This is a genomic window from Sphingobacterium sp. E70 (assembly GCF_019285695.1).
GTDB classification, from domain to species: Bacteria; Bacteroidota; Bacteroidia; order Sphingobacteriales; family Sphingobacteriaceae; genus Sphingobacterium; species Sphingobacterium detergens.
The window spans coordinates 1,514,416-1,529,637 of record NZ_CP079104.1 but is presented as its reverse complement, the minus strand read 5'-3'; the positions used below and the strand labels follow the sequence as shown (position 1 = coordinate 1,529,637).

Sequence of the window (15,222 nt, the reverse complement as noted above, 5' to 3'; positions counted from 1 at the left end):
TATTACAACAGCTGTTTCGGAAATAGTAACGATCTTTATCCCGTAATAGCTACATACAGGGTTATTTCCTGTAAATAAGGTATTATAGCATAAATAAAATAAATTTGAATTCCTATGTGGGCAAAAGTCAACATCTTGTTGGTCATCTGTATTTTGGGGCTATTTTTAGCACCAAGTCTGGGGTTTGCCTGCCATTCAGTCCCCGAAAAGCCGAAGCAGGAGAAGAAATCCTGTTGTGCAGAAAAAGGTCAGGATGTAAAGGATAGCGAGCAAGGTCAAGATCCAAAACATACGGACAAAGCGCAAGATGTAAAGGAGACTGACACGAAAGATTGCTGTAAAGATAAAAAACAGGATTCTGGAGCTTCAAATGATCACGGAGATGACTGTGGTAAACACTGTGCCGAAAAATCATGTCGTACTTCGATGCAATGTAATCCGATGATCTCTTTTTATGAAGTGGATCTTATTTTACCATCGGACACAGATCAGCTCAAATTGTCTACCCTGTACAAGCAACCGTTTTGCTCGGATGCTTATTTTTCGATCTGGCAGCCTCCCAAAATAGCCTAATTATCGATGGTAGCCCATGCTACGTCTTTTGGATCGCCATCGGCGTTCAAAACCCTCTTAATATATAAGATGAAAATACCCATTATATGATATGATCTAGTGATGGTCTACGGCTTTTAGCGATGGATAACTGGCTATTAAGGAAGTTTTCGTTATTATTTATTTAAAATTTATTCGTCATCAGGTACTCTTATTTGAAAAGCATAAATACGAATCAAATTTTAGGGGTATATCCTATACTATTAAAATATAAACTGAGTGTAATGCGTTCATTGATACCAATGAAAACAAACACCATCAATAAAAATTTACAGATGAAATATCCATGTTGGAAAAATACAAACACTTATGAAAATAGACGGGATATTCCATATGGTCATTAAAAAAAATATTTACAGATGAAATCCATTTCAATAATTGGCTTAGTAACCCTAGTATTACTGACCAATAACACGATACAGGCACAGATCAAAAATGCGAAAACAGCAACGGTAAAAGTCTTCGGAAATACCTCTGCTGCAAAAACTGCCATCGAGCAGGAAGGTAAGGCCGGAAAGACCGCCCAGGTAGACTGGAACCAGGAAACTAAAATTGCGACCATCACCTATGATGCTTCAAAAACAAATGAAGATGACGTTTTAAAACGTATTGCCTTGGCAGGATTTGACAGTGAGAAGTTTCTGGCACCGGACGACGCTTATGCCAAGTTGCCCAAAGCAGATCAATACACAAGAACATTAAAACCTGTATCAAAATCGCAGACTGCAACAACTACCGAACCTAGTGGACAACATCAGTCGGGGCAAACAGATCATTCAGCTCACCAAAATGCTACAGCAGCGGTTGCGGTAACCGGAAAAGTAACACAATTGACAAATGTGGTCGATCAATACTTTGCTTTAAAAGATGCGCTGGTCAAGACGGATGCCCAGACGGCGGCGACCAAGGCCGCGGCATTGCAGGAAGCGATCAAGGCCGTGGATATGAATAAGCTTGCATCCGCTGAACATACTGTCTGGATGAAGGTGATGAACAATTTGACTGCTGATGCTACAACCATCGCAAAGAGTAAGGATGTGACCAAACAACGTGTTGCATTTGCCTCGCTTTCGACGAAGCTCTATGAACTGGCCAAAGTGAGTTCTTTCGGGAGTCCTGTCTACTATCAACATTGTCCAATGTTTAACGAAGGAAAGGTGCAAATTGGTTGAGCAAGGAAAAGGCCGTTAAAAATCCATTCTACGGATCGCAAATGATTACTTGTGGAAGTACAGTTGAAACGCTTAACTAATAGCTGACCCCATGAAATATCTAGTTGCTATTATAGCAGTGTTTGTCCTCACATTGACGGCATGCACCAATCCACAAAGCAATTCAAAGGCAGCGCTTAAAAGTCCTGAAAAAGATACAACGATGCAGGTAACAGCTGCTGCAAAGCAGTATAAAAAAGGGGATCTCGTACCTACTGAAGATGTATGTATGGTCAACGATGCTTTTATGGCCAAGAAACAACTGCTGGTCAAACATGAAGGCAGGGCTTATTATGGCTGCTGTGAAATGTGTAAGAACGAATCCCTAAAGAAGCCGCTGTTCGTGTTGCTATTGATCCCTTGTCCAAGAAAGAGGTTGATAAAGCCAATGCAGCTATTGCCATAACGGGCGATCAGGGGAAGTTTCTTACTTTGAAAACGAAGAAAATTATCGGAAATACGTTGAAAATATAAACCAATAAATAGACTTAAAATGAAAAGAATAATACTGATTGTAGTTGCAGCAATGACACTTGCTGCCTGCAACAACTCAAAACCGAATCATACGCATGCCGCACATACGGCGAAGGAAGATGAGGAGACAAGCGCTGCTACGGATAAAACGAAAGCAGATACAGCTGGGGTAGCCGATACAACAGCAAAAGCGCTGGCTACTGAAACTGCTGCTAACACAAAGACGGATGCTGCAGTTGCAAAGGATAGATCTTTTGAGGAGGTGTACAGTGCTTACTTTGAATTAAAAGATGCGCTGGCAAGAGATAATGGGCAGAACGCACAGCAGGCTGCCAAAAAGATGCAGGTTGTGGTTGCAAAATTGATGCCGCCAAGCTGGAGACCGCTACCGCTGCTGCTTGGAAACAGTATCAACGGAAATTGGCCTTTGATACAGAACATATCGCCGGGATTGATGAAAATGGACATCAACGTGAGCACTTTGTGACGCTATCCAAAATATGTACGCATTGTTAAAAGTGGTGAAACCGGATGCTCCGGTCTACTACCAACATTGTCCAATGTATAATGAGGGTAAAGGCGCGTATTGGTTGAGCAAACAAAAGGCAATTGACAATCCTTATTTGGGCAAATCAATGCCTACCTGTGGATCTACTGTAGAAACAATTCAATAGCGTGATGGAGAAATTGTTTGAAGGGTTTCCCAGCTTGCACCCTTGGTGGTTCATTTCCCTATAGTGCTGCTGCTTTTAGCTTTGCTCAGTCAGGTGGTGGCTGTAAGCTATAGCCGGTATCGGGGAGTTAAATATAGTGACTTTTGTCCTATTGCTTTTGGGAACAATAGGGGCTTTTGCAGCAATCCAGACAGCATCCCATATTTCGGGAGATGCGGATGAAGAAGCCTTTGCCGTGTTTGATACCCACCAACGTTATGCCTGGATCAGCTTTTGGCTGGCTGGGATAACCACAGTGGTACGCTTCGTGGCATTGCGATGGAGTAAGGTCATCTGGACAAACTATTTGATCGTCATTTTGTGATAAGTTTGTCTGTGACACTATTTATCACGGGACACCATGGCGCACGGCTGGTCTATCAGTATGGTGTGGGACCTAAAAGTAATGGAGTTTTAATTAAGTAATCGCATGAAAATGAGTAATAAGAGAAATATATTAATAATTGTTTTACTATTGATGACACAGGCTGCTGTGTTTGCACAGAAGGTGGTGCGTCACGAACTGTATGTTCGGGACACCATTGTGAATTATGCAGGCAAAGCAAAACGGGCTATTTCCGTAAATGGGCAGATCCCTATGCCGACGTTGACATTTACTGAGGGAGATACTGCGGAAATTGTGGTTCACAACGAGTTGAAAGAAAGTACATCGCTGCACTGGCATGGTATCTTTTTGCCAAACAAAGAGGATGGTGTACCGCATCTAACGCAGGAGCCGATTAAGCCGAACTCAACTTATACCTATCGTTTCCCGATTATTCAACACGGGACGCACTGGTATCATTCGCATTCGGGCTTGCAGGAACAGATCGGCATGTATGGTAGCCTTATTTTGAACAAACGTGCGGATGACAAGACTTTTCGCAAAGGAATAGATGATTTACCGACTATTCCATTAATCATAAGTGAATGGACAAATTATAATCCAGATAATATCCAGCGGATGCTCCATACGGGAAATGACTGGGCAGCTATTAAAAAGGGGCTACCCAATCTTACGCGGAGGCGATCAAAGAGGGTAAGTTTGGAACGAAAATCACCAATGAATGGAAGCGTCAGCTCGCCATGGATGTCAGTGATGTGTACTACGACAAGATCCTGTTGAATGGTGCCCATTCTACGGATCTAAAGGAAGTAGATGGAAAGAAATTGAAAGCGGGAGACAAGGTACGTTTGCGGATTTCCAATGGTGGTGCCTCATCTTATTTTTGGTTGCGCTATGCGGGTGGGAAAATTACCGTAGTTGCAAACGACGGGAATGATGTGGTACCTGTGGAGGTGGACAGACTGATGATCGCTGTATCGGAGACCTACGATGTGGTCGTGACGATCCCGAATGAAGGGACGTCCTACGAGTTTATGGCGACAACCGAGGATCGGACCCAATCGGCAAGTTATTTTGTGGGTAATGGCATTAAGCAATTGATTTCACCACTCCCTCGTCTCAAATATTTTGAGGGAATGAAGATGATGAATGACATGATGAAGATGGATGGTAATCTAAACGATATGGGCATGAATATGAGCCTGAATCAGATGGATATGAATGTAGTCATGTATTCTGAAATTACCGGAGATGGAAAGAAAAAGGAAGATCACAGCAAGCATAGTGGTATGGATCATGGGAAGATGAAGACGGAAGAGGACCCAAACCGTTACAATGCGAATGCACTGGGTGATATTGTCACATTGAATTATGCAATGCTGGAATCTCCCCATGAGACCGAATTGCCGAAGAACGCTCCTGTGCGGGATCTTAAATTTACCCTTACAGGAAATATGAGCCGTTATGTGTGGAGCATGGATAATAAAATTCTTTCAGAAACGGATAAGATTCCGGTGAAGAAAGGGGAAGTACTGCGGATTACCATCTACAATAATTCCATGATGCGCCACCCGATCCATTTGCATGGCTTTGACTTTAGATTACTGAATGGCAAAGGTGCAAAAGCTCCATTGAAAAATGTGGTCGATATCATGCCAATGGAAACAGATACCATAGAATTTTTGGCAAATGAAGAAGGAGATTGGTTTTTTCACTGCCATATCTTATACCATATGATGGCCGGAATGAACCGGGTATTTGCTGTGGATGACTATAAAAATCCCTATTTACCGGATAAAGCCAAAGCATATAAGGAGCTGCAACATGAAAGTAATATGACGCATTTTATGGCGCAGAATGACTTTGCAACTAATGGAAATGATGGTCAGGCAATGTTCCAAAATGCGCGCTGGCAACTGGGATCGGAATGGCGACTGGGGTACAACGATATGCATGGTTACGAGGTGGAGACACACTTGGGACGTTTTTTTGAAAAATGCAGTGGTTTATGCCTTTTGTAGGTTTTGATTACCGTTACCGCCGAATGGGCGACGATGAACATGAAAAGAATATCTTCGGTCAGGCAAATAAAAAGATAGCCGCAAAGCGGTGAGCCTGGGTTTTATGTATACGCTGCCGATGCTGGTGAATTTTCAAGCTGAAGTATACCATGATGGTATTGTCCGATTGCAGATGATGCGCGAAGATATCCCGATTTCACGAAGAATACGTGGCGATTTTATGGTCAATTCGGATCTTGAATATATGGCCGGACTGAATTATATCATCACGAAGAATATGGCCTTCAGAACACATTACGATAGTGATATGGGCTTTGGTGTGGGCTTATCGTTGAATTATTAAAAGGCTTATTAAAGCAGAAAAAACAGGGTATCTCATCATGAGATACCCTGTTTTTTTATTAGATTCTCGATTACATGTCTATTTCAATAAACCCTTTGGAAATTTTAATACGCCTTCTATTATGTTTGTTTCTCTCAAAAGACTTCTCCAATATAATTCATCACTAATATATAAATTATAATGCTGCTGTTGTTTAGGATAAACTTTTACAAGAGATGCTTCTAAACCAATTTAATCAAAGAACCCTCGTGACAGATCCTATGTTATGAAATTGTTATCAAAGCACAATAGTAATTGCTTTTATGTAAGTTTGAAATGATCTTGATAGATTTTAGATGAATGTAACTTGTATGCAGCTTTTCCTTTTACATGGGCTTTTGGCTCTTGCTCTTTTCAGTAGCTGTAACGATAAAGAAGAGCTGGCTGTCAAAAGCGGCAATCGTGCTATTTTAGTTTATATGGGGGCCAATAACAATCTGGTCTCGGACGCCTACAATAGTATCAATGCAATGGAAGAGGGGCTAAGCGGTTTGGATGCTGATATCTATGTCTATGCGACATTGGCAGGAACGGCGCCTAAAATCTATAAAATTGTTGCGGATCAAGGGCCTGATATAAAGAGCCAGGTAATTAAATCTTATGAGCCTCATAATTCAGCAAACCCTGCTGTTATGAAGGAAATTCTGGGGACGATGCAAGGCTATGTTGCTGATAGGACTACAGGACTTATATTATGGTCCCATGCGACGAACTGGTTGCCTGATGCACCGGTTAAATTAATGTCTTTTAATAATGATAAAGGACGTAAGACTGACCTGAAAGATCTGGAGTCGATCTTACCTACTGGTCTTGATTTTTTAATGTTTGATGCCTGCTCAATGGGCAGTGTAGAAGTGCTCTATCAACTACGGGATAAAGCTCGATATACCATAGCTTCTCCGACCGAAGTGCTATCGACAAGTATGCCTTATCAACAGGTTTTAAAACACTTGATCAATCCAGACCTTGAAAGCGGGGTAAAGTCTGCTGCAGCATCGTATTTTACATTTTATGATCAGCTATCGGGCCAATATCGCTCGGCGACCATCGCTGTCATCAATAATAGCCATTGGACTGAGCTTGCAGGCGAAATGAAAAAATATTGATCCAACACCCACTTGGTACCATCTATCGAGAGGGGCTACAGCGATTGGATCTTGATGAAAAATCACTATCGGCAGGGTTTGACTTCCTTGATTTTACCCATCAAAATATAGCTTCTTCGGCAACAGCAGACATTGATCGTGTTGTTGCTAAACTGGTCATTTATAAAGCACATACACCTACATTTTTAGGGAAACCGATCTTAAAGTTTTCAGGCCTATCCTGTTACGTCCCAGACGATCGCAATAAATGGGTGCATCCTTACTATAAGTCCCTACAATGGGCGAAGGATAGCGGTTTTGATTCCTTTGTTAAGGAATAACGACAGGGATAAATAATATCGTCCAGACTCTTGTAATCTCAGGCTTATCCCAATAGCGTATTTTCTATTTTTACCCCCGGTATTGATTTTTATAAAATTTGTTCTTCGAGCTTTTATGTTGTAGTCTATTGTTAATATTAAGTTATCAATAGGTCGTATTTCTTTATATTATTAATATAAAATTGTTTTTGTATTAACTCTATTTATATTTCTAATGGTTTATTTTACAGCTGTCCATTATAATATATTGCTAGCAGGGTGTTGATTACTGTTTATGAATTTAAAGCAGTAACGATTGCTCCAAAATGTTCGCATTAACCCTCATAAATAAAAGTCAATTTTTAACATAATCAAGTAAATAATGAAAATTAGAAATTTACATGTTGCATCGATTGCTGCGCTCTTTCTATTAGCTACAGCCTGTAAAAGGATAACACCATTGTGCCGGAAATTGTTAAGGACAATCGTATTGCGGCCCAATTTTCCGCATCCATTGATGGCGATATCCAAACGAAGGCTGCGGAAAGTAAGTGGGATGCCAATGATGCGATCGGCGTTTTTATGAAGACGGGAGATGGACTGACAAATGTACTGTCCGCAAACAAAAATTACAATACAACAGGGGATGGTGCATTTAAAGCTGCAGCTACAGACCAGACACTTTTCTACCCCGAGAACGGGAGTACAGTAGATTTTGTTGCCTATTATCCATTCAAACAACAACTGGTCAATAATAGCTATCCTGTAGACATCGAAAACCAAAGTAATCAGGCTGCAATTGATCTGATGTATTCGACTAATGCGATTGGTCTGAGCAAAACAACCACAGCTGCTAATTTAATTTTCGCCCATCAGCTAGCTAAAGTTCAGATTACGATTAAGAACGGAGCGGGTGTGCCAGATCTGAATAACCTGACGACTAGTATCGTTGGTGTAAAATCGAAAGCCGATTTTGATCTATCTGCAGGTGTCATCAATGTTCAGAACCCAACAGCTACAATTTTGACTAAGACGAGTATTGCTGCTGGTACCGCTGTTTCAGAAGCAATATTGATCCCTACGACCGATGAGACCAATACCAAAGTTGTTTTTGCCATTGGTACAAAAACATTCACCTGGACTCTACCTGCGGGTACAAAATTCGAGAAGGGTAAAAAATATAGTTATGAAATAGAGCTTAAGGGGCGGGTAGTACAGCTACAGCGGTGGCGCTAAATGCAACGATTACCAATTGGAATACGGTTCCATCCGGAAGTTATAGCCTTGACCAGGAAACGGAGGTCAATCCGCCGGTAAAATATGGTTACATGGAAACTCCGCTTGTAAAAACCGACGATAATATCCTATATGTGGCACATCCCTACCCTGGCAAATCTGATGTACGTAACTATGCCATGTTATACGATAAGAGATATAAAATGGCATATTGGGTCGCCTATCCCATGCATACTTCATACATCGGTGGTTCGGGACGTTCTGATGCATGGGCTTTTGATCCGTCGATCGCTGCAAGCTTTCAGGTTGATTTGAGCAGCTCCTTTGGCAACGGCTACGACCGTGGTCATCAGATTCCCAGCGGAGACCGCACAGCGAGCAGAGACCTTAATGCGACCACCTTCTATTACTCCAATATGACGGCCCAGATTTCATCGATGAATCAGGGAATCTGGAACAACCTGGAACAGCAAGTACGGGTTTGGACCGCACAATGTGACACGCTTTATGTGGTGACCGGAGCAGCGATTACCTCTGCAAACGATCAAAATATCACTTATTTAAAAGGGTCAGCCATTCCTAAATATTATTACAAGGCTCTTGCGATGAAAAAGGCAATAATTATTACACGATCGGATTTCGCATCAATAACCAGATTATTCCATCGACCAGCAACTATAACAGCTATCGCGTCAATGTAAGTGATTTGGAAAAAGAGACCGGGTTTACATTCTTTCCCCAATTGGCCGGAAACCTAAAAGAAACAATTGACACTAACATCTGGAAATAAATAAGAAAAATAATAACGACATGAAAAATAAAAAAATTCTATCTGCAGCAGCTGTTATGCTGTTTGTTCTGTTCGGCTCGTGTAAAAAAGAAGGGTCGACGGGGACCGGAACTGAAATCGCTACAGGTATCAAATTTGCATCATCAATCAATGGTCAGATCAAAACCAAGGCCGTCAACGACGTTTGGGAAACAAATGATGCAATCGGTGTTTTTATGAAAACCGGTAATGGATTTAGCAATGTGCTCGCTGCCAACAAAAAATACAATACGGCAGGAGACGGACAATTTGCAGCTTCTTCGTCCGATCAGACGCTATATTACCCTGAAAATGGGAGCAATGTAGATTTTATTGCCTACTATCCTTTTAGACAGAATCTTGCAAATACGATTTATTCAGTTGATGTCAACAATCAAAGTAATCAGAGTGCAATAGATCTATTATATGCCAACAACGCTACAGGTCTAAATAAAACAAGTACAGCCGCTAACTTAAACTTTATCCACCAATTAGCTAAAATCGAGTTCACCATTAAAGCAGGTGCTGGTATTACTGATCTGACAGGTTTAAGCGCGACTATTGCTGGTTTAAATACAAAAGCTAATTTTGATCTTGCCACAGGCACGTTGGGAACACAGACCGAGGTAGGTGACATTGTTGCAAAAACCGGTACCGTCAATAATGCTTTAATTTCTGAAGCGATTGTTTTGCCGGTTGAAGATGCCTCAGGTAAAGTAGTGACCTTTAGGTTGGCTACAGGTATTTTCAAATTAACACTGCCAACCGCTACAAAATTTGAGCAGGGAAAAAATATACCTATGCGATCGAACTGAAAAATGATGGAACAGCAACACCTCAGGCTGTTGCGTTGACCGCGACGATTACTGACTGGAATAATGTCCCATCTGGTTCTTACACAGTTGGTCAGGACGATGAAGTCAATCCGCCAGCAGGTGAGGATAAAGTGCTTGTTACTGAAACTTTTGGTACGGGAACTATATCAAGTACAGCGCGGCCAAAAATAGCGACATACAGCAACTTTGATAACAAGACCCTAAGTTTTACAGATAGCTATGGTACAGCAGACTTACGTACAATTTCTACCTATGGCGAGGGACAAATGCACATGTCTGGTTACCGGCCAATAAAGATGCTTCACTCATGATTGCCGGAATTGCTGTTTCGGGCTATACGAAATTGAAGATTAAATTTGATGCTGCTGCAAATATCACTGGAACCAATACCGGCAATTTGAATATCATGAAAGTAAAGGTTAATGGTGTTGAATACGGAGTTACAGATCAGCCGATAGTAGGATCTACTGACGGAAATAAATTTTACACATTGGAGGTTGTGGGCAACATTCCTGCCATAGCTAGCAATACGGTTGAGTTTTATGGAGCAGCCAGCGCCAATAGTTTGGGTTTACGTTTGGATAACATTGTCATTACTGGTACAAATAAATAAGAAGAGCTGCTATTTAACGTGATAGATAGAATCTATCTCGCCGAAAAAAATATAAACAAAAAGCGCCAGAAATTGTTTGTTTCTGGCGCTTTCTTTATGTTGTTCCGGTTCTTTAAACAGAGCGGGTTTTGATGGTTTAAATCATCCATTTAAATAGACTTGCTCCCCAAGAGAATCCTGCCCCAAAAGCAGTAAGCATCACTAAGTCTCCAGTATTCAGTTTTTTAATATTCTGCCAGATACACAAAGGGATTGTCGCTGCTATGGTATTACCTAGATATTCGATATTACTAAGTGCTCTATCTTCAGGAATATTGAGACTACGACCAACCGCATCGATGATACGTTGGTTGGCTTGATGTGGAATTAACCAGTTGATATCTTCAATTTTTAAGTTGTTGCGCTGTAAAACAGTATTGCAGGCATCACTCATCGATTGAACAGCATGTTTGAAGACTGTTTTGCCATCTTGTTTGAGAAAACGGTTGTCATTTACGGGTAGGTTGCTGTCGATCGGGTAGAGGGAACCACCGGCTTCGATCTTCAAAAATTCACGTCCAGCACCATTGCTACGCAGGTAGGCATCCATAACACCACCCTCAATTGAAGGTTCAAGCCAAATTACGCCAGCGCCATCTCCGAATAGAATATTAGTAGAACGGTCTTTTAGATCGACATAAGTACTGATGTTATCTGCGCCGACAACAAGCACATTTTTGTAACGTTGTGTCTCCACGAGCGACGAAGCCATATCCAACGCATAAAGGAAACCTGAACAAGCGGCATTGACATCAAATGCCCATACATTGGTCAGCCCCAATTTTTCGAGAATAATATTGGCCGTTGCTGGCATAGGCATATCTGGTGTAGATGTTGCTACGATAAGCGCATCTACATCCCGCAAATCTTTATTATATTGTTTTGCTAGATCCTGAATGGCTTTGACGGCCATGTCCGATGTGGCAAGATTTTCATCCAATATCCTTCGCTCCTTAATTCCCGTACGTTTGATAATCCATTCATCGGAGGTCTCGCAAAACTGCTCTAAATCGGTATTGGATCTTCTGTTTGGTGGGATATATCCACCAACCCCAGTTATTGCTGCATACGGCCTGCTCGGTATTCTTTCAGTCATAAAATAATGTACTCTTTTCTCTCTTTTTCTACAGCCAAATCTTACAAATTAGTCAAGTTGAGATTTTGCGCCGTAAAACTACGGTTAATTTGTACAACTAAAGGCTGAAAAGATAGGTTTTTGACAAAATAATTACGTTTTTGAATAAAATTAACCGTTTTTAACTTTTATCCTATACTATTCTTTTAATCGGTCTTGATCAAGCGAAATTATATGCTGTTGGTGCTGTATTTGTCGAAATTTTAATCTTTTTAATCTTTTCAAAAGATCAAAACGGTCTAGCAATTTTTAGCGTATTAGCGCACTTATCCAGAAATCCGGGCAAGTTTGAGCAGCTCCGCCAAGCCCCTGATTCCCTCTTCGATCAGCTCTTCGGAAATGGATCCATAACCTAGACGCAAGCCACCGTAACTATCGTCTTTATGATAGTTGTCGGGATGGGGAATATGAATGGATTTTTCTTTCAGCTTTTTGAAGAGCAATGTCCAGTCTACCTGATGTTTGAACGCCAGCCAGACGGCTAGTCCACCTTGCGGACAATGGTAACTTACATGCTCTGATAAATGGAGATCCAGTTGCTTGACCATAAAGTCACGCTTGCCTCGGTAATAGTTGGTTGCTTTGCGGATATGTCTTCTTACGGTGCCGTCCTGAATAAGTTCCAAAACAGCCTGCTCCATGATATTATCGCCTTGTATATCGATGAGGTAACGTAGTTGAGCAATAGCTTGCAATAAATGTTCATTTTTGCTGACAAGATAGCCTATACGAAGTGCAGGGGCTACGACTTTGCTCAATGTTCCGATGTAGATCGAATGTTGCAATTCAGCAGCCGAGGCCAGCGGGTGGTATGGTGTGTGATCGAAATGAAATTCGTAATCATAATCGTCCTCGATAATCGTGAATCCATATGCATTGGATAATTGAATCAGCTCTGACCTACGGGCGGGGCTTAACGTAGCTGTTGTCGGATATTGTCGATGCGGTGTAAGGTATACAGCTTTGCTATTTTTTTATCCTTTAGATGGGGATCATTTCTTCGACAATGATCCCCTCTGTATCAACAGGGATCTGTATAAGTTTTGCTCCGGTATGCTCGAATATCTTCCAGGCAGCGTGATAGCCAGGAGACTCTACAAAAATATAGTCGTCCTTCTCCAGTAGACATTGTGCAATAAGATACATGGCCATTTGGCTCCTCTACTGATACATAGATTGTCCAGGGTAATATTCATATTGCGTTCCTGGTTGAGCATGTCGGCTATGGCTTGCCTAAAATCAATATGTCCCCTTGGGTCGGCGTAGCCCATCATCTTCCATCGGGCACTCCGCTTGAAAATTTGCCGATAAGCGCGTCCGAGCTGGTCGATCGGAGCAATCTTGCTGTCTGGATTACCATCATCGAAAATAATGCGCAACGGTGTCTGAAGAGTGGATAGAGGGGGCTTTTGGTGGAACTTTCAGCTTTGGAAAGCAAAGACGGGAGCTGTTGGGCCACAAAAATCCCACGCCGCTGTTGACTCACGACCCATCCTTCGCTTAGGAGCTGTTGGATAGCTTCAACAACCGTATTACGGTTTAGCTTCAACTGTGTAGCGAGGGCCCTGCTGCTCGGTAAGGCTGTGCCACAAGCCAGTCTGCCTGACTGTATATCAGCGGCAATACTATCTGCCAGTTGTAAATATATCGCCTTGGTGGAAGATCGGTCTATCTCCATCGTCAAATTCCAGGGTCTGAGCATGGGTCAATTTTATTCGGTAATTCACCCAAAGATACAATTGTTCTTTTGGATTGAAACCCTTTACGATGATTCGATCGCACTTGTTGTTCGGGTATTGGGTTTGAGATGAGCTGTTTACTTCTGGTGGTAGTAACTGGACTATTTGCTTTAAATTGATCCTGGACTACCTACAAGGAAAGATTTAATCTGATTTTTGGGTTTAACTAAATCTTGACCATTTGATGAAACCATTTCCTGTATTTGAAAAATTGGATATCCAAATTGAACGTGCGGCTGGCTGTTTCGTATATGACCATCAGCACGAGGCCTATTTGGATATGTATGGCGGGCATGCTGTTGTCGCTGTGGGGCATACACATCCGCATGTTGTCGATAGTACCTTGCAACAGTTGGGCAAGATTGGCTTCTATTCGAATACGATATACAATGACTTGCAGCATCAACTGGCACATCAATTGGGCCTGATGAGCGGATACACCGACTATGCGGTGTTTTTTCGAATTCAGGTGCTGAAGCAAATGAAAATGCCTTGAAACTAGCCTCGTTTTTTACAGGGAGAAAAAGGTCTTATCCTTATCTAATGCCTTTCATGGCAGAACCTCCGGTGCTGTATCAGCGACTGATAATACGAGCCTCCGTGCTGCTGTAAATGATAATGGTCATTACTTTTTCAGTCCATTCAATGAGTTGTCCAGTTTGAGAAAACAATTGGAAACCGAGGCATATTGCGCAGTGATTGTGGAACCGATTCAGGGGGTAGGCGGAATTCAGGTCACCACAGATGAATTTCTACAGGAAGTCAGAGCGATCTGTACAAAAACAGGCACCTTGCTTATTCTAGATGAAATCCAATCGGGGTATGGCCGTACCGGAAAGTTCTTCGCACACCAGTATGCCGGAATAAAGGGGATCTAGTTACTGTAGCGAAGGGAATAGCCAACGGTTTCCCTATGGCTGCGACTATTATTTCTCCTGCTGTCAATCCACTCATGGGGCAATTGGGGACGACCTTTGGCGGTAATCATCTGGCCTGCGCCACTGCAATAGCGGTATTGGAGGTTCTCCGGGATGAAAAGCTGATTGATAATGCGGCGCAAGTAGGTGGTTTTTTAATAAGTGAATTGAAGGATATCGCTGCTGTGGCTGAGGTGAGGGGTAAAGGCTTGATGATTGGTGTAGAGTTTGATGCCGATATACAACAACTGCGACAGGAGTTGCTATTTGACGAGAAGATCTTTACTGGATATGCCGGTGCTTATACATTAAGGCTACTGCCACCGTTAAGCTTTACAATGGAGCATGCACAGATTTTTTTAAGGAGCTTAAAGAAATTGCTTAAAAAAAAATAGCCATTATTTCCAAAACCGTTCTTATCACATGGGATAGCTAGTGAAGAACTGTATACTGCAGCCTTTTATGCAAATAAAGGAAATTGCCTATCAGTTGTAATTCGTGAAGAACTGCATGTCGCTTTCCAACGCGGTATTCTATTAATGAACCGTGTCTGAGGGGATATTCTTTTGAATGGGTGAGTTTAGCTTTTTCTTGTATTAATGACGTCAAAAAGTAATTTCACAACAGATACTTTAATTAGATAGATACACGGAAGCAGATGTCGACAATTACAAAGGGTTTACCAACAGCCGGATTAATTAGTATAGCGGATAACAAAATATTACTGGCCTATAG

General features: G+C 41.8%; 19 protein-coding genes and 3 pseudogenes. 18 read left to right on the top strand and 4 right to left on the bottom strand.

Annotated features, from left to right (window positions below; all coding sequences use genetic code 11):
• Positions 1–114 precede the first annotated feature (114 nt).
• From KUH03_RS11050 to KUH03_RS10975, 16 genes and pseudogenes are all read left to right on the top strand, one after another.
• Complete coding sequence (locus KUH03_RS11050; protein ID WP_257093302.1) at positions 115–573, top strand: hypothetical protein; 459 nt, start codon at positions 115–117, stop codon at positions 571–573.
• A 398-nt stretch (positions 574–971) separates the two neighbouring features.
• Positions 972–1,784 (top strand): DUF3347 domain-containing protein, encoded by an 813-nt coding sequence (locus KUH03_RS11045; RefSeq protein WP_257093300.1) that lies wholly within the window; start codon positions 972–974, stop codon positions 1,782–1,784.
• 91 nt (positions 1,785–1,875) lie between these two features.
• On the top strand, positions 1,876–2,229 hold the full coding sequence (locus tag KUH03_RS11040; RefSeq protein WP_257093298.1) for a TRASH domain-containing protein: 354 nt from the start codon (positions 1,876–1,878) through the stop codon (positions 2,227–2,229).
• An 87-nt stretch (positions 2,230–2,316) separates the two neighbouring features.
• Positions 2,317–2,813 (top strand): annotated as a pseudogene (locus KUH03_RS11035) (DUF3347 domain-containing protein).
• On the top strand, positions 2,798–2,971 hold the full coding sequence (locus KUH03_RS11030; RefSeq protein ID WP_257093294.1) for a hypothetical protein: 174 nt from the start codon (positions 2,798–2,800) through the stop codon (positions 2,969–2,971). The pseudogene KUH03_RS11035 and the gene KUH03_RS11030 overlap by 16 nt, the downstream one beginning before the upstream one ends.
• Before the next feature lie 136 nt (positions 2,972–3,107).
• Positions 3,108–3,335, top strand: coding sequence for a hypothetical protein (locus tag KUH03_RS11025; RefSeq protein WP_257093292.1), 228 nt, complete (start codon positions 3,108–3,110; stop codon positions 3,333–3,335).
• Between the two features lie 111 nt (positions 3,336–3,446).
• Complete coding sequence (locus KUH03_RS11020) at positions 3,447–4,136, top strand: multicopper oxidase domain-containing protein (protein ID WP_257093290.1); 690 nt, start codon at positions 3,447–3,449, stop codon at positions 4,134–4,136.
• The gene (locus KUH03_RS11015) at positions 4,097–5,377 is read left to right on the top strand and encodes a multicopper oxidase family protein (RefSeq protein WP_257093288.1); all 1,281 of its coding nucleotides are present in this window, start codon (positions 4,097–4,099) and stop codon (positions 5,375–5,377) included. Before KUH03_RS11020 ends, KUH03_RS11015 begins: the two co-directional genes overlap by 40 nt.
• An 88-nt stretch (positions 5,378–5,465) precedes the next feature.
• Complete coding sequence (locus KUH03_RS11010) at positions 5,466–5,720, top strand: hypothetical protein (RefSeq protein ID WP_257093286.1); 255 nt, start codon at positions 5,466–5,468, stop codon at positions 5,718–5,720.
• A 335-nt stretch (positions 5,721–6,055) separates the two neighbouring features.
• Positions 6,056–6,865, top strand: a complete 810-nt coding sequence (locus KUH03_RS11005) for a clostripain-related cysteine peptidase (protein ID WP_257093285.1) — start codon at positions 6,056–6,058, stop codon at positions 6,863–6,865.
• On the top strand, positions 6,862–7,185 hold the full coding sequence (locus KUH03_RS11000; protein WP_257093284.1) for a hypothetical protein: 324 nt from the start codon (positions 6,862–6,864) through the stop codon (positions 7,183–7,185). Before KUH03_RS11005 ends, KUH03_RS11000 begins: the two co-directional genes overlap by 4 nt.
• Before the next feature lie 441 nt (positions 7,186–7,626).
• Positions 7,627–8,400, top strand: coding sequence for a fimbrillin family protein (locus KUH03_RS10995; protein ID WP_257093282.1), 774 nt, complete (start codon positions 7,627–7,629; stop codon positions 8,398–8,400).
• A 92-nt stretch (positions 8,401–8,492) separates the two neighbouring features.
• Positions 8,493–9,190: pseudogene (locus tag KUH03_RS10990) on the top strand (DNA/RNA non-specific endonuclease).
• 20 nt (positions 9,191–9,210) lie between these two features.
• Positions 9,211–10,023, top strand: coding sequence for a fimbrillin family protein (locus KUH03_RS10985; protein WP_257093278.1), 813 nt, complete (start codon positions 9,211–9,213; stop codon positions 10,021–10,023).
• A 35-nt stretch (positions 10,024–10,058) separates the two neighbouring features.
• Positions 10,059–10,355 carry a hypothetical protein gene (locus KUH03_RS10980; protein ID WP_257093276.1) on the top strand — a complete coding sequence of 99 codons (297 nt, stop codon included), beginning with the start codon at positions 10,059–10,061 and terminating at the stop codon, positions 10,353–10,355.
• Positions 10,352–10,657: a hypothetical protein gene (locus KUH03_RS10975; protein WP_257093274.1), complete on the top strand. Its 306-nt coding sequence runs from the start codon at positions 10,352–10,354 to the stop codon at positions 10,655–10,657. The genes KUH03_RS10980 and KUH03_RS10975 overlap by 4 nt, the downstream gene beginning before the upstream one ends.
• Before the next feature lie 136 nt (positions 10,658–10,793).
• On the opposite strand, the gene KUH03_RS10970 is transcribed toward KUH03_RS10975, so the two are convergent.
• From KUH03_RS10970 to KUH03_RS10955, 4 genes are all read right to left on the bottom strand, one after another.
• Positions 10,794–11,792 (bottom strand): beta-ketoacyl-ACP synthase III, encoded by a 999-nt coding sequence (locus tag KUH03_RS10970; RefSeq protein WP_120259534.1) that lies wholly within the window; start codon positions 11,790–11,792, stop codon positions 10,794–10,796.
• Between the two features lie 305 nt (positions 11,793–12,097).
• A complete protein-coding gene (locus KUH03_RS10965; RefSeq protein ID WP_257096901.1) occupies positions 12,098–12,721 on the bottom strand; it encodes a PLP-dependent aminotransferase family protein in 624 nt (207 codons plus the stop codon).
• A gap of 204 nt (positions 12,722–12,925) precedes the next feature.
• Positions 12,926–13,105 (bottom strand): hypothetical protein, encoded by a 180-nt coding sequence (locus tag KUH03_RS10960; protein ID WP_257093272.1) that lies wholly within the window; start codon positions 13,103–13,105, stop codon positions 12,926–12,928.
• On the bottom strand, positions 13,102–13,533 hold the full coding sequence (locus KUH03_RS10955; RefSeq protein WP_257093271.1) for a winged helix-turn-helix domain-containing protein: 432 nt from the start codon (positions 13,531–13,533) through the stop codon (positions 13,102–13,104). Before KUH03_RS10955 ends, KUH03_RS10960 begins: the two co-directional genes overlap by 4 nt.
• A gap of 221 nt (positions 13,534–13,754) precedes the next feature.
• Between KUH03_RS10955 and KUH03_RS10950 the strand changes: the two genes are divergently transcribed.
• Both KUH03_RS10950 and KUH03_RS48505 read left to right on the top strand, forming a co-directional pair.
• Complete coding sequence (locus tag KUH03_RS10950; protein ID WP_257096899.1) at positions 13,755–14,066, top strand: aminotransferase class III-fold pyridoxal phosphate-dependent enzyme; 312 nt, start codon at positions 13,755–13,757, stop codon at positions 14,064–14,066.
• Positions 14,067–14,148: 82 nt separating this feature from the next.
• Positions 14,149–14,882: pseudogene (locus KUH03_RS48505) on the top strand (aspartate aminotransferase family protein); the annotation flags it as partial.
• Positions 14,883–15,222: the final 340 nt, after the last annotated feature.